The 22,655-nt window shown below is 39.5% G+C and carries 15 protein-coding genes; 11 read left to right on the forward strand and 4 right to left on the reverse strand.

The genetic code is table 11. From position 1 onward, the window contains the following. Positions 1–60: 60 nt before the first annotated feature. From MR054_RS02285 to msrB, 3 genes are read right to left on the reverse strand one after another with little or no spacing between them, the layout of a single operon-like run. The gene (locus tag MR054_RS02285; RefSeq protein ID WP_242155756.1) at positions 61–558 is read right to left on the reverse strand and encodes a peptide-methionine (S)-S-oxide reductase; all 498 of its coding nucleotides are present in this window, start codon (positions 556–558) and stop codon (positions 61–63) included. A gap of 9 nt (positions 559–567) precedes the next feature. Then, complete coding sequence (gene msrA / locus MR054_RS02290) at positions 568–1,107, reverse strand: peptide-methionine (S)-S-oxide reductase MsrA (RefSeq protein WP_242155758.1); 540 nt, start codon at positions 1,105–1,107, stop codon at positions 568–570. Next, on the reverse strand, positions 1,097–1,558 hold the full coding sequence (gene msrB, locus MR054_RS02295; RefSeq protein ID WP_242155767.1) for a peptide-methionine (R)-S-oxide reductase MsrB: 462 nt from the start codon (positions 1,556–1,558) through the stop codon (positions 1,097–1,099). Before msrB ends, msrA begins: the two co-directional genes overlap by 11 nt. Positions 1,559–1,682: 124 nt before the next feature. On the opposite strand from msrB, the gene MR054_RS02300 reads away from it, so the two are divergent. Next, entirely contained in the window at positions 1,683–2,981 is a 1,299-nt protein-coding gene (locus MR054_RS02300; RefSeq protein WP_242155769.1) for a Pycsar system effector family protein, read from the forward strand. Here the strand turns inward: MR054_RS02300 and MR054_RS02305 are convergent. Continuing rightward, complete coding sequence (locus MR054_RS02305) at positions 2,948–5,344, reverse strand: GAF domain-containing protein (protein ID WP_242155771.1); 2,397 nt, start codon at positions 5,342–5,344, stop codon at positions 2,948–2,950. The two genes, MR054_RS02300 and MR054_RS02305, sit on opposite strands and share 34 nt — an antisense overlap. A 245-nt stretch (positions 5,345–5,589) precedes the next feature. Between MR054_RS02305 and MR054_RS02310 the strand changes: the two genes are divergently transcribed. From MR054_RS02310 to MR054_RS02355, 10 genes are all read left to right on the forward strand, one after another. Beyond that, positions 5,590–7,842, forward strand: coding sequence for a GH92 family glycosyl hydrolase (locus tag MR054_RS02310; protein ID WP_242155780.1), 2,253 nt, complete (start codon positions 5,590–5,592; stop codon positions 7,840–7,842). A 91-nt stretch (positions 7,843–7,933) separates the two neighbouring features. Further along, positions 7,934–9,811 carry a sodium:solute symporter family protein gene (locus MR054_RS02315; RefSeq protein WP_242155782.1) on the forward strand — a complete coding sequence of 626 codons (1,878 nt, stop codon included), beginning with the start codon at positions 7,934–7,936 and terminating at the stop codon, positions 9,809–9,811. A gap of 1 nt (position 9,812) precedes the next feature. Then, positions 9,813–10,784, forward strand: a complete 972-nt coding sequence (locus MR054_RS02320) for a glycoside hydrolase family 130 protein (protein WP_242084364.1) — start codon at positions 9,813–9,815, stop codon at positions 10,782–10,784. A gap of 9 nt (positions 10,785–10,793) precedes the next feature. Next, positions 10,794–11,867: a carbohydrate-binding family 9-like protein gene (locus MR054_RS02325; RefSeq protein WP_242155784.1), complete on the forward strand. Its 1,074-nt coding sequence runs from the start codon at positions 10,794–10,796 to the stop codon at positions 11,865–11,867. A 17-nt stretch (positions 11,868–11,884) separates the two neighbouring features. After that, entirely contained in the window at positions 11,885–12,997 is a 1,113-nt protein-coding gene (locus tag MR054_RS02330) for a putative glycoside hydrolase (RefSeq protein ID WP_242084362.1), read from the forward strand. A gap of 84 nt (positions 12,998–13,081) precedes the next feature. Next, positions 13,082–15,322 (forward strand): GH92 family glycosyl hydrolase, encoded by a 2,241-nt coding sequence (locus MR054_RS02335; protein WP_276520135.1) that lies wholly within the window; start codon positions 13,082–13,084, stop codon positions 15,320–15,322. A gap of 4 nt (positions 15,323–15,326) precedes the next feature. Further along, positions 15,327–16,349, forward strand: a complete 1,023-nt coding sequence (locus tag MR054_RS02340) for an isoaspartyl peptidase/L-asparaginase family protein (RefSeq protein ID WP_242155795.1) — start codon at positions 15,327–15,329, stop codon at positions 16,347–16,349. Further along, the gene (locus MR054_RS02345) at positions 16,339–18,678 is read left to right on the forward strand and encodes a beta-N-acetylhexosaminidase (RefSeq protein ID WP_242155798.1); all 2,340 of its coding nucleotides are present in this window, start codon (positions 16,339–16,341) and stop codon (positions 18,676–18,678) included. The genes MR054_RS02340 and MR054_RS02345 overlap by 11 nt, the downstream gene beginning before the upstream one ends. A 159-nt stretch (positions 18,679–18,837) precedes the next feature. Next, complete coding sequence (locus MR054_RS02350; RefSeq protein WP_242155800.1) at positions 18,838–21,189, forward strand: PSD1 and planctomycete cytochrome C domain-containing protein; 2,352 nt, start codon at positions 18,838–18,840, stop codon at positions 21,187–21,189. Positions 21,190–21,193: 4 nt separating this feature from the next. Next, complete coding sequence (locus tag MR054_RS02355; protein ID WP_242155802.1) at positions 21,194–22,654, forward strand: DUF1501 domain-containing protein; 1,461 nt, start codon at positions 21,194–21,196, stop codon at positions 22,652–22,654. Position 22,655: the final 1 nt, after the last annotated feature.

Here is a 22,655-nt window from a genome sequence, read left to right on the forward strand (position 1 = left end):
GGTATTATAAATATAAGGTTAATATTTTATATGATGACCAATATTGATTTCCAAAATTCGTTATACAGCCGGTTTTCCTAAAGATGCATTTTCCGAAAACCTATTGAGCACTATTAATAATTTGGGATGAATGTATCTTTCACAAAAGGGTTTATTCGGATTTTGATAATAGTAATCTAATACCGATGCTCTGGAAGATTTAAAGCGTTTAAATGTCAGCACCTTAGTTACCAACGGCTTATCAAAATCGCTTTGTATTTGATGGATTACGTTTTCAGCCTTGGAAGCTTGTTCCATTGAAAAGGCATAAACTGCCGAACGATATTTAGCTCTCATGCTATGATTACTCGTACTGTTATGGGTGTAAAGGTGTACTTCTATAATCCGTTTTAATGAAATCATATTAGGGTTAAAATGCACTATTACGGCTTCGGAAAACGACTCCTGCTCCACGGATGACACAAAGCCCTGATCCACTTTTACAACCCCTTTTAAAGATTTAAATATGGCTTCCGTACACCAATGACAGCCTCCTCCCACAGCTAATTTACACGTCATATGATAGTGTTATCGTTTTAGTTTGTCGTTATGGTTTTTTCTGAATTTAGCCAACTTTGGTGAAATAACGAAACTACAATAGCCTTGTGCTTGATTATTTCTATAATAATTTTGATGGTAGGCTTCGGCTTCGTAAAAAATGGTCAAAGGTGCAATTTCTGTAACCACAGGATCATCATAAAGCGCCGAAACCTTTTCAATGACCTTGTGAGCTACTTGTTTTTGGGTCTCATCATGATAAAAAATAATGGATCGGTATTGCGTCCCTTTATCAGCTCCCTGACGGTTCAAAGTGGTTGGGTCATGGGTCGTCATAAAAATGGTTAAAAGGTCTTCATAAGAAATGACGTTCTCATTAAAAGTAATTTGTACCACTTCGGCATGTCCGGTTAACCCGGAACATATCTCTCTATACGTTGGATGTCCCGGCACAGTGCCTCCGGAATAACCCGAAACCACGTTTTCAACTCCCCTAATTTCTTGAAAAATGGCCTCGGTACACCAAAAACATCCCCCTCCTAAAGTCGCTTTTTGTAAACTATGAGTCATTGGAACTGTCTTTTTCTAAGCGTATCGATACTGAATTCACACAATACCGTAATCCACTTGGTTCTGGTCCATCCGGAAAAACATGTCCCAAGTGGGCGTCACAGGTATTGCACATGATCTCAACCCGTAACATCCCGTAAGAGGTATCTTTTTCATATTTAACTGCATTTTGCTTTATGGGCTGGGTAAAACTGGGCCACCCTGTCCCGGAACTAAACTTTATAGTCGAATCAAAGAGCGGTGTATCACAACACACACAGTTGTATTTACCTGCCTCGAAAGTACTGCAGAGTGCACCGCTATGGGCCCTTTCCGTCCCTTTTTCCCTCGTTATTCTAAATTGTTCCGGGGTTAAAAGCTTTTGCCATGCTGCATTTGTTTTTTGAATTCTATTTTCAGGTTCTGGATTACCATTAACGGTATAATTCATAACATCTTTCCAAGTTAACATACGTGTTCTTTTTAATAATTATTCAAATAAATATGGTCATTATCTATGGGTAAAAAAACTTTCACATAAAACATCTTAATATATTCAAATTTTAGTAATTTGTGAACATAAATCTATCTTCCTTATGTCGAAATTAATTGAAAAAACTGAAAAATTTGTTTTTGATTTGTTTAAAAATGAATTAGATCAAACTTTCATATACCACAATTACACCCATACTGAGCGTGTTTTAAGAAGTCTAAGAGAAATTATTGAGAATACAAAAATTAATGCTGAGGATGCTGAAATTCTTGAGTTGGCTGCACTTTTACATGATACGGGTTATACCAGATCAAAGGAAAACCACGAGGAAGAGAGTGTAAAGATTGCCACTGCTTTTTTGAAGGACCAGAACGTGGATGATCAGACCATAGAATCTGTTAACGAATGCATCATGGCAACTAAATTTGATGTTTCTCCAAGCACAGAACTTGGTAAAATTATTCGTGATGCTGACGCTTCTCATTTTGGAAAATCATACTTTACGGAGGCTAGTGATTTTTTAAGGAAAGAACTGGAAATTCAAGGTATCGCCACGTATTCTCCAAACGAATGGTTGGATAATAACATTGATGTGTTAACTCAAAAACATGAATTTTATACGGATTATGCTCTAAAAAACTGGCAGCCGATAAAGGAGAAAAACTTAGCTAAACTCATTAAAAGCAAGAAAAAAAGAAAAAATAAAAATAAAACCGAGGAGTTAAAAGCCAGGTATAAGGCACAGTATAAAAACGAAAGTCCTGAAAGGGGTATACAAACATTTTACCGTGTTGCACTAAGAAATCATATAAAACTTAGTGATATTGCAGATACCAAAGCCAATATTTTACTTTCTGTAAACGCCATTATTATATCGTTGGTTTTAGCCAATTTAATTTCAAAACTGGATAATAATGCCTATTTGGTATATCCGACTGCTATATTTACGGTGTCTTGTGTGATATCCATGATTCTGTCTATTATAGCAACAAGACCAAATATCACCAGTGGTGAGTTCACGAAAGAGGATGTTGCCAACAAAAATGTAAATCTTACTTTTTTTGGCAATTTTCATAAAATGAAATTGGAGGAATTCGAATGGGCTATCAGCGAACTCTTAAAAGATAAAGATTACGTTTATAAATCACTGACCAAGGATCTTTATTTTTTGGGTAAAGTATTGGAGCGGAAATATAGAATCCTTAGGCTGACCTATACCATTTTTATGATAGGCATGATCATTTCCGTTCTTGCCTTTGGCTGGGCATTAAAAACGAATGAAACAGCACTTGAGCGTGTATTACCCACAGAAGATACGATAGGACATAAGGTGAAACACCGTAATGTGCTCCAGGCCAAAACGACGGATTATGCTTTAATTTCCTTTATTAAATCGTCGTAAGTATAAAAGGTGTTTTGATCGCCTTCTTTTTTCTGGTAAATAAGACTTACTCTAATCGCCTTTAACCCCGTAACCCCTTGAAGATCTTGAAGTTCCAGGATTTCAACGTCATCCGCAAATTGGTTTTTAGACTGCATGAAACGCACATATTTCAAATACTCTGTTTCATCTTCTTTCTGAGAATAAATGATGCTCATTTTACCTTTGGTAGTCACCCGTTCTTCAGTCCCTTTTATATAGGCTTTATCCACTCTCTTTTTAACTACTTCATATCTCGCATTGTACGTTCCATCCACATCAAACTGTTTCTCATCCATTCTAAACCTAATAGATAGTGGCTGGTTAAAAACCAGAATCATGGAAGCCACATCCAAACCAATTGGATATTCGTGTTGGTTTTGGTAAAAATCATTTTCCATTTCGTACATGACCTGTAATTGCCATAACCTCAAATTATACAGATAAATTGGATTAAAGCTTTCTTCCTTGGTAATGGCTTCACCGATGTACATATTATGTTCCACACCATCGGTTTTAAAACGTTCGAAAAAATGGGGGTACATGCGTTGCGCATCGGATTGTCTTTCGTCAATTAGAGCTGACATATTCTTATTGATCAGTGCAATGGTGTCGTCATATTTTTTACGATAATGATAAACAACGCCCAAATTACTATCTATCCGACTAAAATATTCTTCGATTTCTGCCCTGGCAAAATCCTTTTTTTCCAAAAAGAACTGAAATAAAGGCTCTATATCCTGTTTAAAGAAAACCGTTAATTCCTGCTCGGTATCAACCTTAAAATTAGTACTAATCTCCGTATTGTAAGATTCAATTTGAAACTTCAATTGCTCATAAATGGGCAATTGTTCTTCCTGGGGCAACTTATCCAATGCATTAATCACCAGCGAAAGCTGTAAGGCTAAATCCTTTTGAGTTGCCTTGTTTCTCACATTAGAGGATCCCTTAACGTCAATTTGTCCGTATAAAGGATAGACATTATCGAAAACTATTTCACTAAATGAGGGTTTCAAGCCCTTATTTTTTTGGAATTCAATTAAAAATTGTTTTGCTGCCTTTTTAAATTTCCATGATACGCTGGGATGTATGGAAGTACACTCCTGTTGTATGATAGCCTCAATTAAGTTTTGTTCTTCATAGACGGAACGCTCGACTGCCGACACGATAAACGGCATAACATCAACCAGTTTGTTCGCATTAATGCTGTTTAGCTCATAAGGCTTATAGGAGACAATTTCCATTATTCCCATAAGACCGTCATCATTGGCAACCGGAGCAAAAATAGCACTTTTAATACCTTGTTGTTGTAAGGCTGCTATTTGAGGGATTTTATCCTTATACACCTTATATTTCTTATCGACGTCCGATATGGAGATGTAACTGTTTTGTTTTAAAATCTTATGGTATGACCATTCACATAAACAGTCCTCACAGCTTTTACTATCGGCATTATTAATTAAGAAGCTATTGGCTCCAACACCGTACACCCGCTCGAAGGTATTCTCTTCACGGTTAAAACTGGAAAAGCCAACTTTGATCCCCTTAATGCCCAATAGGGAACTGAAAATATCATGAAACCCTTCCACAAAGCTTTCATCCATACAGGTTTCATCAATAATAAGACTGGACTTGATATTGGAGATGGATTGATCATCGGTGACATCGAAAATATTTGAAATAACAAATCCTTTGAACACGTAACTATGGGGAGGAAACTTTTCTTTCCATAGCTCAATATTATCAAAATTATCCAATAAATCCTCGAAATCCTGTCGTGTTATGTTCCTGGCCTTATCCGTGGGTATTATTTCACAAAAATCAGCATTATATAAAATCTTATAATACCTAAGGATACCATTTGCATCAGGTATCTCATAATAAAACGGTCTTCTAAAATTGAGATCATAACCATAACAGAAATTCAATATTATGGTACAGGCAACGATGTAAATATCATCCTGCGGCATATTTTTAATATGCACTTGAAAATCATTCCCGGCTGTTTTAATGATATTTTTAAAACGTTCTGAAGCATTAAAAATTAAATCATGAAATGGCAATGAAGCCGTTTTGATTTCATTTTTTGTTAACAGGGGACTGAAGGTATCCTGCAAAATGGCCCGTATTTCCTTTTCCCTGGTCTTAAGCAGAGATAAATCACTAAATCCCTCTCTTAATTCCGGATAAGTATCGGCTATTTTTAAAATTTCATTTGCCTTAGAAGCAATGCTATAATCATCACTTGCAGACAAGGCTTCGTATTGCTTTAAAAGTTTATTGAAGCTCAGTTGCAGCTGAAGTGGCGAATTTATGTTATCGTTGATATCCAATATATTACCCATGATTTATCACAAAGATACTAATAAAAGTGTTTGTCGTATGCATTATGACGACCTAACACCCTCAAGGTTACATAGTATCCCCTGAAATACACCTGTTTTATATCTTCAAAACAAGGGATGCATGAAAAGTTTGTAGATTAATTTCAAGGGAGTACTCTATATTTCTAATACTGTTGTTTAGCAACATATCGCAGTTATTAGTCTAAAATAATTAGCTAAAAGCATTAAAATAAAGATATTAGTACATGGTTAAAAATTACACGCGTATAATTCTGGTTTTAATACTATTTTATTCCTGTAAAACGGATGATAAAACTCCTAAAAAATCCATTACTGGAACCCATAGAATAGCCTATGTAGACCCCTTTATTGGAACAGGCGGTCATGGTCATACTTACCCTGGAGCCACTGTGCCTTTTGGTATGCTACAGGTTACACCGATTAACGGTATAAGTGAATGGGACTGGTGTTCAGGATATCATTATTCCGATTCCATCGCCGTTGGTTTTAGTCATTTGGCGTTGAGCGGTACCGGTATCGGGGATCTCGCCGACATCCTATTTATGCCCATCAACAAAAAAGTGGACTTATCAATAACTCCTGTTTCAAGAGATTCTATACCTTACAAGTCCAAATACGATCATCAAAATGAAACGGCATCTCCCGGGTATTATCAAGTATTTCTTGAGGAACCGAATGTTCAGGTAGAATTAACAACATCTCAACGTACAGCGTATCATAAATACACATTCAATCAAAATGACCCACAATCTGTAATTATAGATTTGGGCTTCGCCATTAACTGGGATAAAGTCACCCATTCTTCAATTGCGATAGAGGATAACTACACGGTAAGTGGTTATCGTTTCAGTAAGGGCTGGGCTAAAAATCAAAAGGTATTCTTTGTGGCCAAATTTTCCAAACCCATTAATGAACATCACCTATTTCGGGATGGCACCCTAATAGACCAAAAGGCTTCTGAAGGTGAAAAAATAGCCACTCAACTGTTTTTTGACATCAACGACAGTTCTGAATTAATGGCGAAGGTAGCACTATCTTCGGTGAGTGTTGACAATGCAAGGTTGAATCTTGATCCGGGCGGTTTTAATTTCAAAGAAGTAAGATCTCATGCCGAACAAACCTGGAATGATGCCTTATCAAAAATAACGGTTGAAACTTCGGTCGATTCCCTAAAGACCCTATTTTACACGGCGATGTACCATGCTCAGGTAGCACCGGTAACTTTTAGTGATAAAAATGGTCAGTTTAGAAAAGAAGATGACCATATTGAGACCGCCAGTGAATACACTGCTTACTCTACCCTATCCCTTTGGGACACGTTTAGGGCCGAGCACCCCTTGCTTACCCTGATCGCTCCGGAAAGGGTTTCAGACATTATCCATTCGATGTTAGCCTATTTTGAGACCAGAAATACGCTTCCGGTGTGGACGCTTTATGCCAATGAAACCAATACCATGACGGGTTATCATTCCATTCCTGTCATAGCTGAAGCTTATTTAAAAGGGATCACAGGTTTTGATGCCGAAAAGGCTTACCAGGCCATGAAAACCACCATGATGCAGGACGACCGCGGATTAAAATACTATAAAAAATATGGTTACATTCCCTATAACCTGCTCGATGAATCGGTAACCATTACCTTAGAATTTGCCTATGATGATTGGTGTATAGCTCAAATGGCTAAGGCTTTGGGAAAAGATGAGGATTATGCATTTTTCTTAAATCGCTCCAAGGCTTACCAATACTTATTCGATAGTCAGACCGGATTTATGCGAGGCAAATCTGATGATGGCCAGTCGTGGAACGAGCCTTTCGACCCAAAATATTCCAACCATAGGGAACAAACCGATTACACCGAGGGTAATGCCTGGCAACACAGCTGGTTTGTTCCTCACAATGTTAAAGAATTAGCGGAATTACATGGTGGTAATGCTACTTTTACAAAACGATTGGAACAACTTTTTACAGAAAGTTCCGAAATAACAGGCAGTAATATTTCAGCAGATATTTCCGGTCTTATTGGTCAGTATGCCCATGGCAATGAACCTAGCCATCACATTGCTTATATGTTTAACCAGGCCGGTAAACCGTGGCGCACCCAATATTGGGTAAGACATATTTTGGATACGCAATACAATACAACTCCGAATGGCTTAAGTGGTAATGAGGACTGTGGTCAAATGAGTGCCTGGTATGCTTTGAGTTCAATTGGCCTATACCCTATGAACCCGGCCTCGACAAAATATGAAATTGGCAGCCCCATTTTCGATAAAGCTGCGATAAAAATTTCGGAGGATAAAACATTTACTATTGAAGCTGAGCATGTTTCGGATAAAAACATCTATATTCAATCGGCTACTTTAAATGGTGAACCCTTTAACCACACCTCCATTTCCCATAACCAAATCTTGCAAGGTGGAACTTTACATTTTATTATGGGAGACCACCCTAATACTAACTGGGGGGTTAATCAATGATGTTCGATTATCATAACCATATAGTAAGGATTTAAAGCGTGAAAAAACAGATTTATATGCTTATCAACTATTAAATCACTAACCAAAAACGATGAATGTAATTGATGTTGTAATTATTACCCTGTACATAACCCTAACTTTAGGTGTTGGAATTTGGATCTCCAAAAAAGCCTCTAAAGGTTTGGATTCCTATTTTTTAGGGGGTAATAGCATAAAATGGTACTATTTGGGGTTAAGCAATGGCTCAGGCATGTTTGATGTTTCCGGAACGGCGTGGATGGTTGGTATTCTCTTTCTTTATGGGGCCAAGAGTTTCATGTTTATGTGGATTTGGCCGATTTGGAACCAAATCTTTATTATGGTATTCCTTGCTGCCTGGATACGCAGATCGAATATTATGACGGGATCAGAGTGGATTCTCACACGTTTTGGAGATGACAAGCCGGGCAGGGCATCTCACCTCATCGTCGCTATTTTTGCCATTATAGCATCGATTGGATTTATAGCTTATTTTTTTGAAGGTGTTGGGAAGTTCATGACCATCATCTTGCCCTGGGATTTAACCCTTTCCCTAGGCCAAAGTATTTGGCTGACTTCAGAACAGAGTTATGCCTTAATCATTATTTTCTTAACCACTATATATACCATTAAGGGTGGCATGTTCTCGGTTGTTGCCACCGAAGTTTTACAATATGTAATCATGGTACTGGCAGGTGTTTTGGTTGCTGTTTATGCTTTTGTTACGATTTCGGATGCACAGATATATGCCATTATCCCGGAAGAATGGAATTCCATTTTCTTTGGTTGGGAACTGGAGGGCTTTTGGGACGGTAAACTCCAATCATTTAACGATCTCATCGATTCTCAAGGGTATAAAATGTTTGGTGCTTTTATAGGTATGTCCTTGTTCAAGGGAATTTTTGCAAGCATAGCCGGACCAACTCCCAGCTATGACATGCAGCGTATCTTATCCACCAGGTCCGTAAAAGAGGCGGCATACATGAGTGGATTTACCAATCTTGTCCTCTTCATTCCGCGTTATCTGTTAATAGGTGGTATTGTAGTTATTGGTTTGGTGTTTTTAACGCCTGAACTCAGTAACTTATCCGGAATTACTTCCAACGATTTAGAAATCATCCTACCTAAAGTCATCAATTTTCATGTCCCTGTAGGCGTTAAGGGTTTACTCCTGGCAGGCTTGTTGGCCGCATTCATGTCTACCTTTTCAGCCTTTGTTAATTCCGGTCCGGCCTACATTGTGAACGATATTTATAAAAAATATTTCAAACCTGAAGCTTCACCAAAGCACTATGTCAAAGCCAGTCATTTAGCCTCCTTTGCCATAGTCATTATTGGTGTTATCATGGGCTTTTTTGCAGAATCCATAAATTCCTTAACTTTATGGATTACCAGTGCTTTATACGGGGGTTATGTTGCTGCGAATTTTTTAAAATGGGTATGGTGGCGCTTCAATGGATGGGGTTATTTTTGGGGAATGTTAGCCGGATTAATTATTGCAACCTTGCAATTTTTATTAGATCAGAATAAATCGAATTTCGAAATGGGTTCCTGGCTTTACGATTTAGCTCAAATTCCTGCCATATATGTATTCCCTATACTGTTTTTTGTATCGCTGTTAGGCTCCTTTTTAGGTACTTGGTTGACACCGGCAACAAATATGGAAACCCTAAAAAGTTTCTATAGCAACGTAAGACCTTGGGGCTGGTGGGACCCTGTTTATAAAATTCTGAAAATTGAAGATGACAGCTTTAAGAAAAATACTGGTTTTACAAGTGACATGCTTAACTGTGCCATTGGTATTGTTTGGCAATCCAGTATGATATTACTGCCCATATATTTTATGGTCAGGGATTACCCTAAAGCTTTATGGACCTTATTCGTATTCGCTATAACTTCAATTATTTTAAAGTTCACCTGGTTAGATAAAGTAAAAACATATAAAAATTAAAATGCAAAACAGAACGTTCCCATGGCAAGACAAACCCAAAGGTTGTCGAGAGGTTTTATGGCGATATACCGAAAATCCCATAATCAATAGGTATGACATCCCCTCTTCCAATAGCATATTCAACAGTGCGGTGGTTCCATTTGGAGAGGGCTATGCAGGGGTATTTCGATGCGATAACAAAGCCGTTCAAATGAATATTTTTGCGGGTTTCAGCAAAGATGCCATACATTGGGACATCCATCATGAACCCATTAAAATGCAGGCAGGAAATACAAGTATGATTGAATCCGATTATAAATACGATCCCCGAGTGGTATTTTTAGAAGATCGCTATTGGATTACCTGGTGCAATGGCTATCATGGCCCTACTATTGGTATTGGATACACTTTTGATTTCAAAGAATTTTTTCAATGTGAAAATGCATTTTTACCATTTAATAGAAACGGGGTTTTATTTCCAAAAAAAATCAATGGGAAATACGCCATGCTCAGCCGTCCCAGTGATAATGGACATACGCCATTTGGCGATATTTATGTTAGTTATAGTCCCGACATGAAATACTGGGGCGAGCATCGTTGTGTTATGAAAACAGCTGCGTTTGAAGACAGCGCATGGCAATGTACTAAAATAGGTGCAGGGCCTGTTCCCATTTTAACGGATGATGGTTGGCTCCTGTTCTATCACGGTGTTATTAAAACGTGCAACGGATTTCGTTATGCCATGGGAGCAGCAATATTGGATGAAAATGAACCTGATCGGGTGAAATACAGGACGCAACCCTATTTATTAGGTCCCGCTGAAGATTATGAAATGGCCGGGGATGTGCCCAATGTTGTCTTTCCATGTGCCGCCTTGCATGATAGCACTGAAGACAAATTAGCCATCTACTATGGAGCTGCCGATACGGTTGTTGCCTTGGCTTTTGGAAAATTATCGGAGGTGGTTCAATTTACCAAAGAGAATAGCTTATAACTCATAATTATGAATTTCAGATTTAACTTTTTAAGTATCATTTTAATAGGCACTGCAGTTATGGGTTGTGCGCAATCCAAAATGGAAATTGTCCCACAAACCTATGTTGCGGTAAAAACCTCGGAAACCATTGAGATTGACGGAATAGCAAAGGAAGACGCCTGGAAGAAAGCCGAATGGACCAACGATTTTATAGATATAGAAGGAGATAAAACCCCTACTTACCAAACCCGTGTAAAAATGTTATGGGATGAGAACTATTTTTACATTTTTGCCGATATTAAAGAACCTCATGTTTGGGGCACACTCAAACAGCGCGATACCATTATTTTTTACAACAATGACTTCGAGATTTTTATAGATCCGGATGGCGATACCCACAATTATTATGAACTGGAAATTAATGCCCTTAATACGGTATGGGATCTATTTCTTGGAAAGCCTTACAGGGAAATCAATAATGCGGTGTTAAACGATTGGAATTGTACGGGATTAAAATCGGCGGTACATGTTAAGGGGACCTTGAACAATTCGAAAGATACAGATGAAGGCTGGACCATGGAAATGGCGATACCGTTTAAGGCCTTAAGGATGGGGTTTAACCAAAACAATGTTCCAAAAGACCAATTTTGGCGGGTTAATTTTTCAAGGGTCAATTGGAATTTCGAATTAAACCGGGGTACTTACTCGCGTAAAAAAGACCATACCGGTAAATTTTTACCTGAGTATAATTGGGTGTGGTCACCTACCGGGGTTATCAATATGCATGTTCCGGAGCTTTGGGGCTATGTGTATTTTTCATCAAAGGACATTGGACAGGAAGATACCTTTGTCATTCCCAACGACGAAAAGGTTAAATGGGAATTATATAAACTATATCGCGCTCAAAAAGCATATTATGAGATACACGATAATTGGGCAACCTCCGTGGACCTCATTGCTAAAACTCCAATACTAATAGACGGTAAAACCATCAGTCCAAACCTTGAAAATTATCATTTGGGATGGACCATTTCGGTGAAAAGTCCTTTTTCGGATAAGGTGTTATTCATTAAAGAAGATGGTAAATTTATAGAACAATAACTTAAACTCATTCAACAATGTTACGATCAACCCTTTTTGCATGTTTACTTTTTCTAGTCGCCTGCAATCAAAAAGACACTGAAAAACAGGATATCCCCCAACAAGATTCCGCTCTTGCTGAGTCTAATTTTGATTTTGGAACATGGATTACCTCCAACCCTAATACATCCAATGAGGATTACGTTAAAGAATTCAAGCGTTATAAATCCGGGGGTATTGATGAAGTTCTAATTAATACGGGAACCGACCCCAAAGAATTGGAGCGCTTGGTCCCCCTGGCAAAAGCAGAAGGCTTGCAAGTTCACGCCTGGATTATGGCCATGAATCGTCCCGGAGATTCTATTGCCTTGCAGCACCCGGACTGGTATGTCGTTAGCAGAGATGGAAAGTCCTGTTTCGATACACGTCCGTATGTGGATTACTACCAGTGGTTGTGTCCTACAAGAGAAGCCTCTCGAAATCATGTACTTGGCTTGGTGGAAGGATTGGCCAAAGTTGAGGGTATTGAAAGTGTTCATCTGGATTATATTCGATTTCCCGATATTTTCTTACCGATAGGATTATTACCTAAATACAACCTGGTACAAGATGAAGAACTGGCCGAATTTGATTTTTGCTATTGTGACGAATGCATCAATGCCTTTGAAAAAATGCATCATAAAAATCCTAGAGACATTGAAAACACCGCTATTGATATGGAGTGGAAGAACTTTAGGTTAAACGCCATAAAATCGGTGGTCGATGACGCTTACAAAATTGTTCACCGATACAATAAAAGACTGACAGCGGCGGTGTTCCCATATCCTGAAATGGCAGACCATATGGTGCGCCAACGATGGGATAAATGGGATATAGATGAAGTTTACCCCATGATTTATCATGGGTTCTATAATGAAGAAATAGACTGGATTGGTTACGCTACCAAACAAGGTGTAACCGACATAGAATCTGAAAACATCGCTTTAAATACAGGTGTTTACTTACCCCCTTTTAATTCGGCTGAAGAACTAAAACAGGCCATTGTCTTAGCTAAGGAAAATGGAGCAATAGGCATTACTTTTTTTGATGGAAACGGGTTGACAGATGCGTATCTTCAGGCCATAAAAGAGGTGAAGGCGACCTTGAAATAGTAAAAAACAGGTTGCCGTTTGGGATGACATATTAAGACCTCGTCCTTAATTACGGTACAACAGGTCTCTAAAAGAATCATAAAATTGCAAAAACACGGTTTCATTTTAATCCTTTTGATGGCACAACTGTTTAGTTGTACCCAGAAAACCTATATAGCTCAGGAAAAATTAACCACATTTGTTAACCCTTTTGTTGGAACCGATGGCCCGGGAAACACCTATCCGGGAGCAACTGTTCCTTTTGGTATGGTACAACTGAGTCCGGATATAGGCATCCCGGGATGGGATAGAATTGCAGGCTATTACTATCAAGATTCAATACTATCCGGGTTTTCCCATATGCATTTAACAGGTACGGGTGCAGGTGATTTATACGATATTTTGGTGATGCCTACCAATAGTCGTTTTTCAAAACGCATCGCAGCGAATAATTTTAAACCGTTCTCTTCCTTTTCACATGAGAAAGAAAAGGCATCTCCCGGGTATTACAGCGTGGAACTCCTGGATTATGACATACAGGTGGAGCTAACCTCAACAGCTAGAACAGGCATTCATAAATACACTTTTCCCAAAGATTCCCTATCTCAAATCCACATCGATTTAGGATATGCTCTCAATTGGGATGCCCCGGTGGACACCTATTTAAAGGTGGTAAACCAGACCACAATTGAAGGCTACCGTAAATCGACGGGATGGGCCAGAGACCAAAGGGTCTATTTCAAAATAGCGTTGTCAAAACCCTTTAACAACTATCAACTTTTTCAGAATGATACTTTGGTAATGCATTCAGCAAAAGGTAAAAACACGCGAATAATACTAAATTACAACACCTCGGAAGGTGAAACCATCGTTTTAAAAACAGGACTATCTACTGCAAATCTAGACGGAGCTCGAAAATCTATTGCCTTAGAAGCACCCCATTTCGATTTTGAATCTTATAAATCGGAGGCCAATAGCCTATGGGAAAAGGCGCTTCAAAAAATAAAAATAGAAACCACGGACCGCAACAAAAAATCTATTTTTTATACCATGTTGTATCAATCCATGTTGGCGCCAACCCTTTTAAGTGACTTAAATAATAAGTATAAAGGGGCCAATGATACTATAATGAAAGCTCATCAATTTAACCGATACGACACCTTTTCACTTTGGGATACATACAGAGCAGCTCATCCATTATATACCATATTACACCCTAATATAGTATCCGACATGATCAAATCCATGTTGGCCCACTACAATGAAACGGGATTGCTGCCGGTTTGGTCCCTGCAAGGAAACGAAACCAATATGATGATTGGTTACCATGCGGTCCCTGTGATTGTTGATGCGTATTTTAAAGGAATCGAATTTAATTACGATTTGGCCTTTGAAGCTTGTAAAGCCAGTGCGATGGACGACTCCAGACAAATTGACGTTTATAAACAAATCGGGTATGTCCCTATTGATGGACACCATGAAAACTGGTCGGTTTCCAAAACCCTTGAATATGCCTACGACGATTGGTGTATTGCCATGTTTGCCAAGGCATTACATAAGCCTGAAGATTATCATTATTTTTTAAAACGCTCTAATAATTGGAGAAATGTTTATGACGGCAAGAGTACCTTTATGCGTCCGAAATATAAAAACGGTGAATTTATTGAACACTTTGTCCCCAAAGAATATACGCCCTATTTTTGTGAAAGCAATGCATGGCAGTATATGTGGAATGTTCCTCAAAACATAGAAGACCTCATAAAAGCCGTTGGTGGAAATGACCGATTTGAACAAAAATTGGATTCGATGTTTAGTCTTAATCCGCTTCCCGAAGACCGACTTCCCATATTTAGTACCGGTATGATAGGACAATACGCCCATGGCAATGAACCCAGCCATCATGTTGGATATTTATACAATTATATTGACAGACCATGGAAAACCCAACATCGCATCAGGCAAATTTTAGAAACCCAGTACAAGAACGAACCTAATGGGCATTGTGGCAATGAAGACTGCGGGCAGATGTCGTCCTGGTACGTTTTGAGTGCATTGGGATTTTATCCTGTTAATCCGGCCCAGGGCCTCTATAGCTTTGGGTCCCCCCTATTCGACAAAGCGACGATTAATCTTGATAATGGAAAACGGTTTATCATTGAAGCAAATAACAATTCCATTGATCATAAATACATTCAATCGATACACTTGAATGGGGAAGCCCTCGATAGGAATTATATAACGCATCAAGACATTCTTGCTGGCGGTATTTTGATTTTCAATATGGGTCATCAACCCGTTAAAGAAAGACAACTTAAGAAAGGCATATCATCAAAAATATATCATTAAAATTATGGCAAATAGAAGGGATTTTATAAAGAAGACCGCTTTGGGAACCCTGGGTATAAGTACCACAATAGGTTGTAAGGACCTTGCAAAAGGCGAACAAAAGGCCCCCGTTTTACCAGCAGATTACGCCACCGTTAAACCCATTATTATCTCTACATGGAAACATGGATTTTCTGCTAATGAATCCGCTTGGAACGTCCTTACCAATGGCGGGTCGGTAATAGATGCCGTAGAAGCAGGTGTGATGGTTTCAGAAGGCGATCCCAATGAACGCAGTGTAGGTTTGGGGGGGCTACCCGACAGGGAAGGAAAGGTGACTTTAGACGCCTGCATCATGGATCATAATAGCAACTGTGGATCGGTATCCTTTTTACAAGGTATTAAGCACCCTATTTCCGTAGCTCGGAAGGTTATGGAAGACACACCCCATGTGATGCTCACGGGAGCGGGCGCTCTTAAATTTGCCTTGTCAAAAGGGTTTAAGGAAGAGAATTTGCTTACTCCGGAATCTGAACGGGATTGGAAAAAATGGCTTGAACAATCAAACTACAAACCCATTATTAACATAGAAAACCACGATACCATAAGTATGCTGGCTCTTGATGAAAACAACAACCTTTCCGGTGCTTGTACCACAAGCGGTGCAGCTTGGAAAATGCATGGACGTGTTGGAGATTCACCCATTATTGGAGCAGGTCTGTTTTTAGACAACACGGTTGGAGCTGCAGCAGCAACAGGACTTGGAGAAGCGGTTATAAGGACCGCCGGTAGTGCCATGGTTGTTGAACAAATGCGGATGGGGAAATCACCAACTGAAGCTTGTAAAACAATTGTGGAGCGCATTTATACCATCCATAAAAACCATAAGGACATGGACTACCTTCAAGTTGGATTTATTGCACTTAACAAACAAGGAGAATATGGTGGCTACAGTTTACGATCCGGGTTTGATTATGCTGTTTGCGATGGGAAACAGGGTAACCGAATGGAAGATGCGTCATTTAAAATGGAATGGAATGAAAACTAAAATTAATTGGGCTCTAAAATCATTAATTATCCTGTTTGCCCTGTGCTGTTTGGGATGCCAAAACAAGGCGTCGAACCCGATTACCGAAAAGGACATCCATATCATCCCGAAACCAAAGGACCTAAAATTAGGTTCAGGTCATTTTGTATTTACTGAAAAAACGAAACTTTATGTGCCCAATAACGACCATTTGGGAGCTGCAGACGTCCTGCTGAATAGGTTTAAGAATGCGGCAAACTGGGATTTAGAAGTGGTTAAAGACTTACCGTCCACTAATTTCATTCAGTTTAAAAACAATGGAAATTTAGACCACGAGGCTTACACGTTAAATGTGAACAACACACACGTTACCATTGAGGCCAATAGTTTTTCGGGCTTTTCATATGGAATCCAAACCCTAAGGCAATTGCTACCATCTGAAATTGAAAGTCAACAACCTATTGAATCTGTTGTTTGGGAAGTCCCCCAGGTGATGATTACTGATTCCCCGCGTTTTAAATGGCGTGGATTGATGCTGGACGTATCCCGTCATTTCTTTCAAAAAGAATATATTATGGAAACCATTGATCGTTTGGCCTACCATAAAATGAACACCTTACACCTGCATTTAGTGGATGATCAGGGCTGGCGTATAGAAATAAAAAAGTACCCTAAGCTCACCGATATAGGGGCTTATAGAGTAGACCAAGAAGACAAGCCCTGGAATGCCAGACCACCACAAAAAGAGGAAGTCAACAACCTGTATGGCGGGTATTTTACCCAGGAGGATATTAAAGATATTGTAGCTTATGCAGAACGTAGAGGTGTCAATGTTGTTCCCGAAATTGAAATGCCGGCCCATGTGACCAGTGCCATTGCATCCTATCCTGAATTCTCCTGTTTGGAAGAACCCGTAACCGTGCCATCCGGTGGGTTATGGCCAATAACAGATATTTATTGCGCCGGGAAAGAATCGACTTTCGAGTTTTTGGAAAACGTTCTAACAGAGGTCATGGCCTTGTTCCCTTCGAAGTACATTCATGTGGGCGGCGATGAAGCCACCAAAACCAATTGGAAAACCTGTAAACATTGTCAAAAACGAATGCAGTTAGAGGGATTAAAAAATGTAGAGGAACTTCAAAGCTATTTCATAAAACGCATGGAACGCTTTATAAGTTCCAAGGGACGTATTCTTATTGGATGGGATGAAATTTTAGAGGGTGGTTTAGCCCCTGGCGCTACGGTAATGAGTTGGCGGGGAGTAAAAGGGGGACTGGAAGCGTCGTCTGAAGGACATGATGTTGTCATGACGCCCGGAACGCATTGTTATTTTGACCATTACCAAGGGCCTATGGATACCGAACCAAAAGCCTGGGGCGGATTTACGCCGGTGAGCAAAGTTTATGAATTTGACCCCGTAGTAGATTCCATGACCCAAGCTCAGGCCGAACATGTTTTGGGTGGACAGGCGAATTTATGGGCTGAGTACATTCCAACAACGGCCCATTCAGAATACATGATCTTTCCGCGTTTGGCTGCCTTATCCGAAACCCTGTGGAGCCCAAAAACCAACAGAAGTTGGGCGGAATTCTCATCGCGCTTAGTCCCTTTATTTAAGCGTTATGAGTATCAGGGCATTAACTATGCCAGAAGTGCATACGCTATTACCGCAGAAACCGAAGTAAACGATTCTACTCATGTGATTACAGTTGCCTTAAAGACCGAATTTCCAGATACGGATATCCGATATGCATTAAATGATGATCATCTTGAAACCTCCGGCACATCCTACACCATGCCCATTGAAATTGATTCAACAACCACCATTAGGGCCTCTCGCTACGACCATAATGCCCCTGTAGGCCAAGTTTTTAACAAAACATTTAATTACCATAAAGCGGTAGGCAAACCAGTAACCTATAACACCTTGTACAGCAATAGCTACCAAGGTAAGGGCGCCAATAATATGGTAAATATTGTTCGTGGAACAAAGAACTTTCATGATGGACAATGGCAAGCATGGATTGGAAACAATATGGATCTGGTCATAGATTTAGAATCTTCGACAGAACTATCGGAAGTGACCATAGGCACCATGGAAAATCAAGGTCCATCCATTTACTTTCCGACTCAAATCGAGGTACTATTGTCCACCGATGGTAAATCCTTTAGCTCCGTAGGCAAAATCGACAGACCATTTAAAGTCAATCCAACAATTGAACTGAAAGACTTTACCATTAGATTTAATAAACAGCAGGCCACGCATGTACAGGTTAAGGCAGTAAGCCTAAAAAAGACTCCAAGTGGTGGAGGTGCATGGCTCTTTGTTGATGAGATTGTAGTCAATTAATTTTATCGCTTCCAGCTATGTACGACTGTTATTCGTCGAAAATTTTTTGAATTTTTTGTACATAAGGTCATCTTAGAAGCCAATTGTTAAAATATTCATTATATTTTAACAAGAACAAGATTTTTTTTAAATTAATCTATTAATTAACAACACCTTACAATGTTCAAATCCCAAGACAAAACGTCATTAAAATTAGCATTGTATTTTATTGTCCCCTTTATCATATTATTACTGATTAAGTATAAATTAAATAAAAATACGACTGCATATTTACCACAAAGCAATGATACCTCCCACTTAGGATCTGCTCCATCCCATATGAAATTACCTGAAACCGTCGATTATATATTTCATGTAAAACCCATACTTTCAGACCGTTGTTATTTATGCCATGGGCCAGACGAAGGTACCCGTGAAGCAGGATTGCGACTGGACACTAAAGAAGGGGCTTATGCTGCTATTGGTGAGCATTTAGACAGACACGCTATTGTTCCGGGAGATGTTGAAGCCAGTAGATTGGTATCTAAAATCAACTCCCAGGATCCTGAAAAGGTAATGCCCCCTCCAAGCTCCAACCTGAGTCTATCCGAATATGAAAAAAAGATCTTGACCAAATGGATAGCGCAAGGTGCCGTTTGGAAAGACCATTGGTCCTTTATCCCGCCAATAAAAAAAGATATCCCTAAGGTTTCAAACACGAAATGGCCCAGTAATTCCATAGATTATTTCATCTTAAGCAATTTGGAAGAAAAGGGTTTGGTCCCTACAGAAAAAGCATCAAAAGAAAAATTAATTCGGAAAGTCTATTTCGATCTTACCGGATTGCCTCCCTCCATAACGGATATTGATACCTTTATTTCGGATCCAAATGAAGATGCCTATGAAAAAGTGGTCGATAAATTATTGGCTTCAGAAGCTTATGGCGAACGAATGGCTTCCAACTGGCTGGATGTTGCCCGTTATGCCGATACGCATGGATATCAGGACGATTTGGAACGCATTATGTGGCCGTGGCGCGATTGGGTCATTCATGCCTTCAACAAAAACCTCCCCTATGACAAGTTTATAAAATGGCAAATTGCCGGCGATTTGCTTCCCAAGGCAACCTTGGAACAAATTGTAGCTACTGGTTTTAATAGAAACCATAAAATCACTCAGGAAGGTGGGGTGATCGATGAAGAATACCGGGTAGAATACGTCATTGACCGAACCATTACCACCTCAACAGCCCTACTTGGTTTGACCATGGAATGTGCCCGATGTCATGACCATAAATATGATCCTATTTCACAAAAAGAGTTCTACAGTATGTATGGTTTTTTCAATAAGGTAAAAGAAAAGGGCAGAATTGAATACGACGAAATACCAGAACCCAATCTTCTGATTACGGATAAGGAAATTGAGGAAAGTTTATCTTTTATCAACAAGCCGGATTCCATTCCGGATATTAAGCTTATGGTTATGGAGGATGGGGCCACCGAACGACAAACCTTTATCTTAAACAGAGGGCAATATGATGCGCCTACAAAAGAAGTTAGTCCGGGCACACCCAAAGCCATATTATCATTTCCGGAAACACTCCCCAAAAACAGATTAGGGTTGGCGGAATGGCTTTTCAGTGAAGACCATCCTTTAACGGCAAGAGTTGCCGTTAACAGAATTTGGCAACAAATTTTCGGTATAGGCATTGTATCGACGGTCGACGACTTTGGAAATCAAGGTGCCTTACCTACTCATCCGGAATTGTTAGACTGGTTAGCCGTTACCTTTAGGGAAAAAGGTTGGGATATAAAGCAAATGATTAAAATGATGGTCATGTCGAGTACCTATCAACAATCGTCCAAAGCAAGTCCGGAACTCCTGGAAATTGATCCTGACAACCTTCTTTTAGCGCGTAGCTCAAGAAGTAAATTAACCGCCGAAATGGTTAGAGACAATGCCCTGGCAGTTAGCGGCCTGTTGGTTCATAAAATCGGTGGCCCAAGTGTAAAACCATATCAACCAGAGGGCTTATGGGCGGAAACCACTTCGGGTCAAGGTCTTACAAAATATATTATGGATGCAGGCGAAAGTCAATACAGACGCAGTTTGTATACCTTTTGGAAACGAACCGTACCGCCTCCTGCCATGATTACTTTTGATGCTGCTACGAGAGATATTTGTTCCGTGAAGCGACAAAAAACAAGTACCCCGCTTCAGGCCCTGGTCATGTTAAACGATCCTCAGCTTATCGAAGCCTCTGAGCATTTAGCAAAAGACCTGTTAAGTGCAGAATCGTTAAACGATGAAGATCGCGTAAAAACCATTTTCAGGAAAATTACCTCGCGATATCCCGACGAAGAAGAAACCGACAAGTTGATGGACTATTTGGAATCGTCAAAAGAAAATTTTGAAATCACAACCGAAAATTCAAAGGAGTCAGACTTAAACAAATCCAAAAAGGAGCTCTATGCCCTTACCACTTTAACGAGTTTGATATTTAATCTAGATGAAGCAATAGTAAAAGGATAAAACAATGGAAGAACTCAATAAACATTTTATTAATAACAACCGAAGGCATTTTCTAAAAAAACTTGGATTTGGTATTGGTGGTTTGGCTGCGGCTTCATTATTGGATCCTTTCTCAAGCATCTCTGGTCAGAATCAATTTAATCAGGCTACCGGACTTAATTTACCTCATTTTGCCCCCAAGGCCAAACGTATAATTTATCTTTTTCAAAGTGGTGGCCCGTCACAATTGGAATTGTTTGACTACAAGCCTTTACTGGATAAAATGAGGGGGCAAGATCTTCCCGATTCGGTAAGAAAAGGACAACGCTTAACGGGAATGACCTCAGGCCAGGAACGATTTCCCTTAGTGGGAAGCAATTTTAAATTTAATCAATATGGTGAATCACAAGCATGGGTAAGTGACTTAATGCCTTATACCGCCAAAATAGTCGATGAACTCTGTTTCATTAAATCGATGCACACAGAAGCGATTAACCATGATCCGGCCATTACCTTTTTTCAGACCGGATCCCAACAAACGGGTAGACCCAGTATGGGCTCATGGTTTAGTTATGGCCTGGGAAGCTTAAATGAAAATTTACCTGCATTCACCGTCCTATTGTCCAGAGGTACAGGACGTCCCTTTTCACAACCCTTATATTCCCGTCTTTGGGGCAATGGATTTTTAAGTTCATTACATCAGGGTGTTCAATTTAGGTCAGGGAAAGACCCTGTATTATATTTAAAAGATCCGGAAGGCATGACTCGTGGTGAACGACGAAAAATGCTGGATTATATTAGTGAACTTAACCATAAACAAGAAGAAGAATTCGGGGATCCTGAAATTAACAGTCGTATTGCCCAATACGAAATGGCCTACCGTATGCAGACTTCGGTTCCTGAGACCATGAATATAGATGATGAGCCCGAACATATCATAAAAATGTACGGTGCTAATGCTTCAACACCCGGTACCTATGCTGCTAATTGCTTATTGGCAAGGCGATTGATAGAAAAAGATGTAAGGTTTGTACAACTATATCATATGGGATGGGACCAGCATTTTGATTTACCCTCTCAAATAGAACGGCAAGCAAAAGATATTGATCAAGGTACTGCTGCTTTGATATTAGATCTAAAACAAAGAGGATTATTGGAAGACACCCTGGTAGTCTGGGGAGGAGAGTTTGGCAGAACCAACTACAGTCAGGGAACTTTAACCGAAACGAATTACGGCAGGGACCATCACCCAAAATGCTTCACCATGTTTATGGCTGGTGGTGGTGTAAAACCTGGATTTACCTATGGTGAAACCGATGATTTTGGGTATAACATTGTTAAAGATCCCATGCATGTCCATGATTTACAAGCGACTATTATGCATCAAATGGGTATTGACCATACCAAGTTTACCTACAAACATCAGGGTAGGCGTTTTAGGCTAACCGATGTTTCAGGTCATGTAGTTAATGATATTTTAGTGTAAT

Source organism: Aestuariivivens sediminis, assembly GCF_022662105.1.
Classification (GTDB): domain Bacteria; phylum Bacteroidota; class Bacteroidia; order Flavobacteriales; family Flavobacteriaceae; genus Aestuariivivens; species Aestuariivivens sediminis.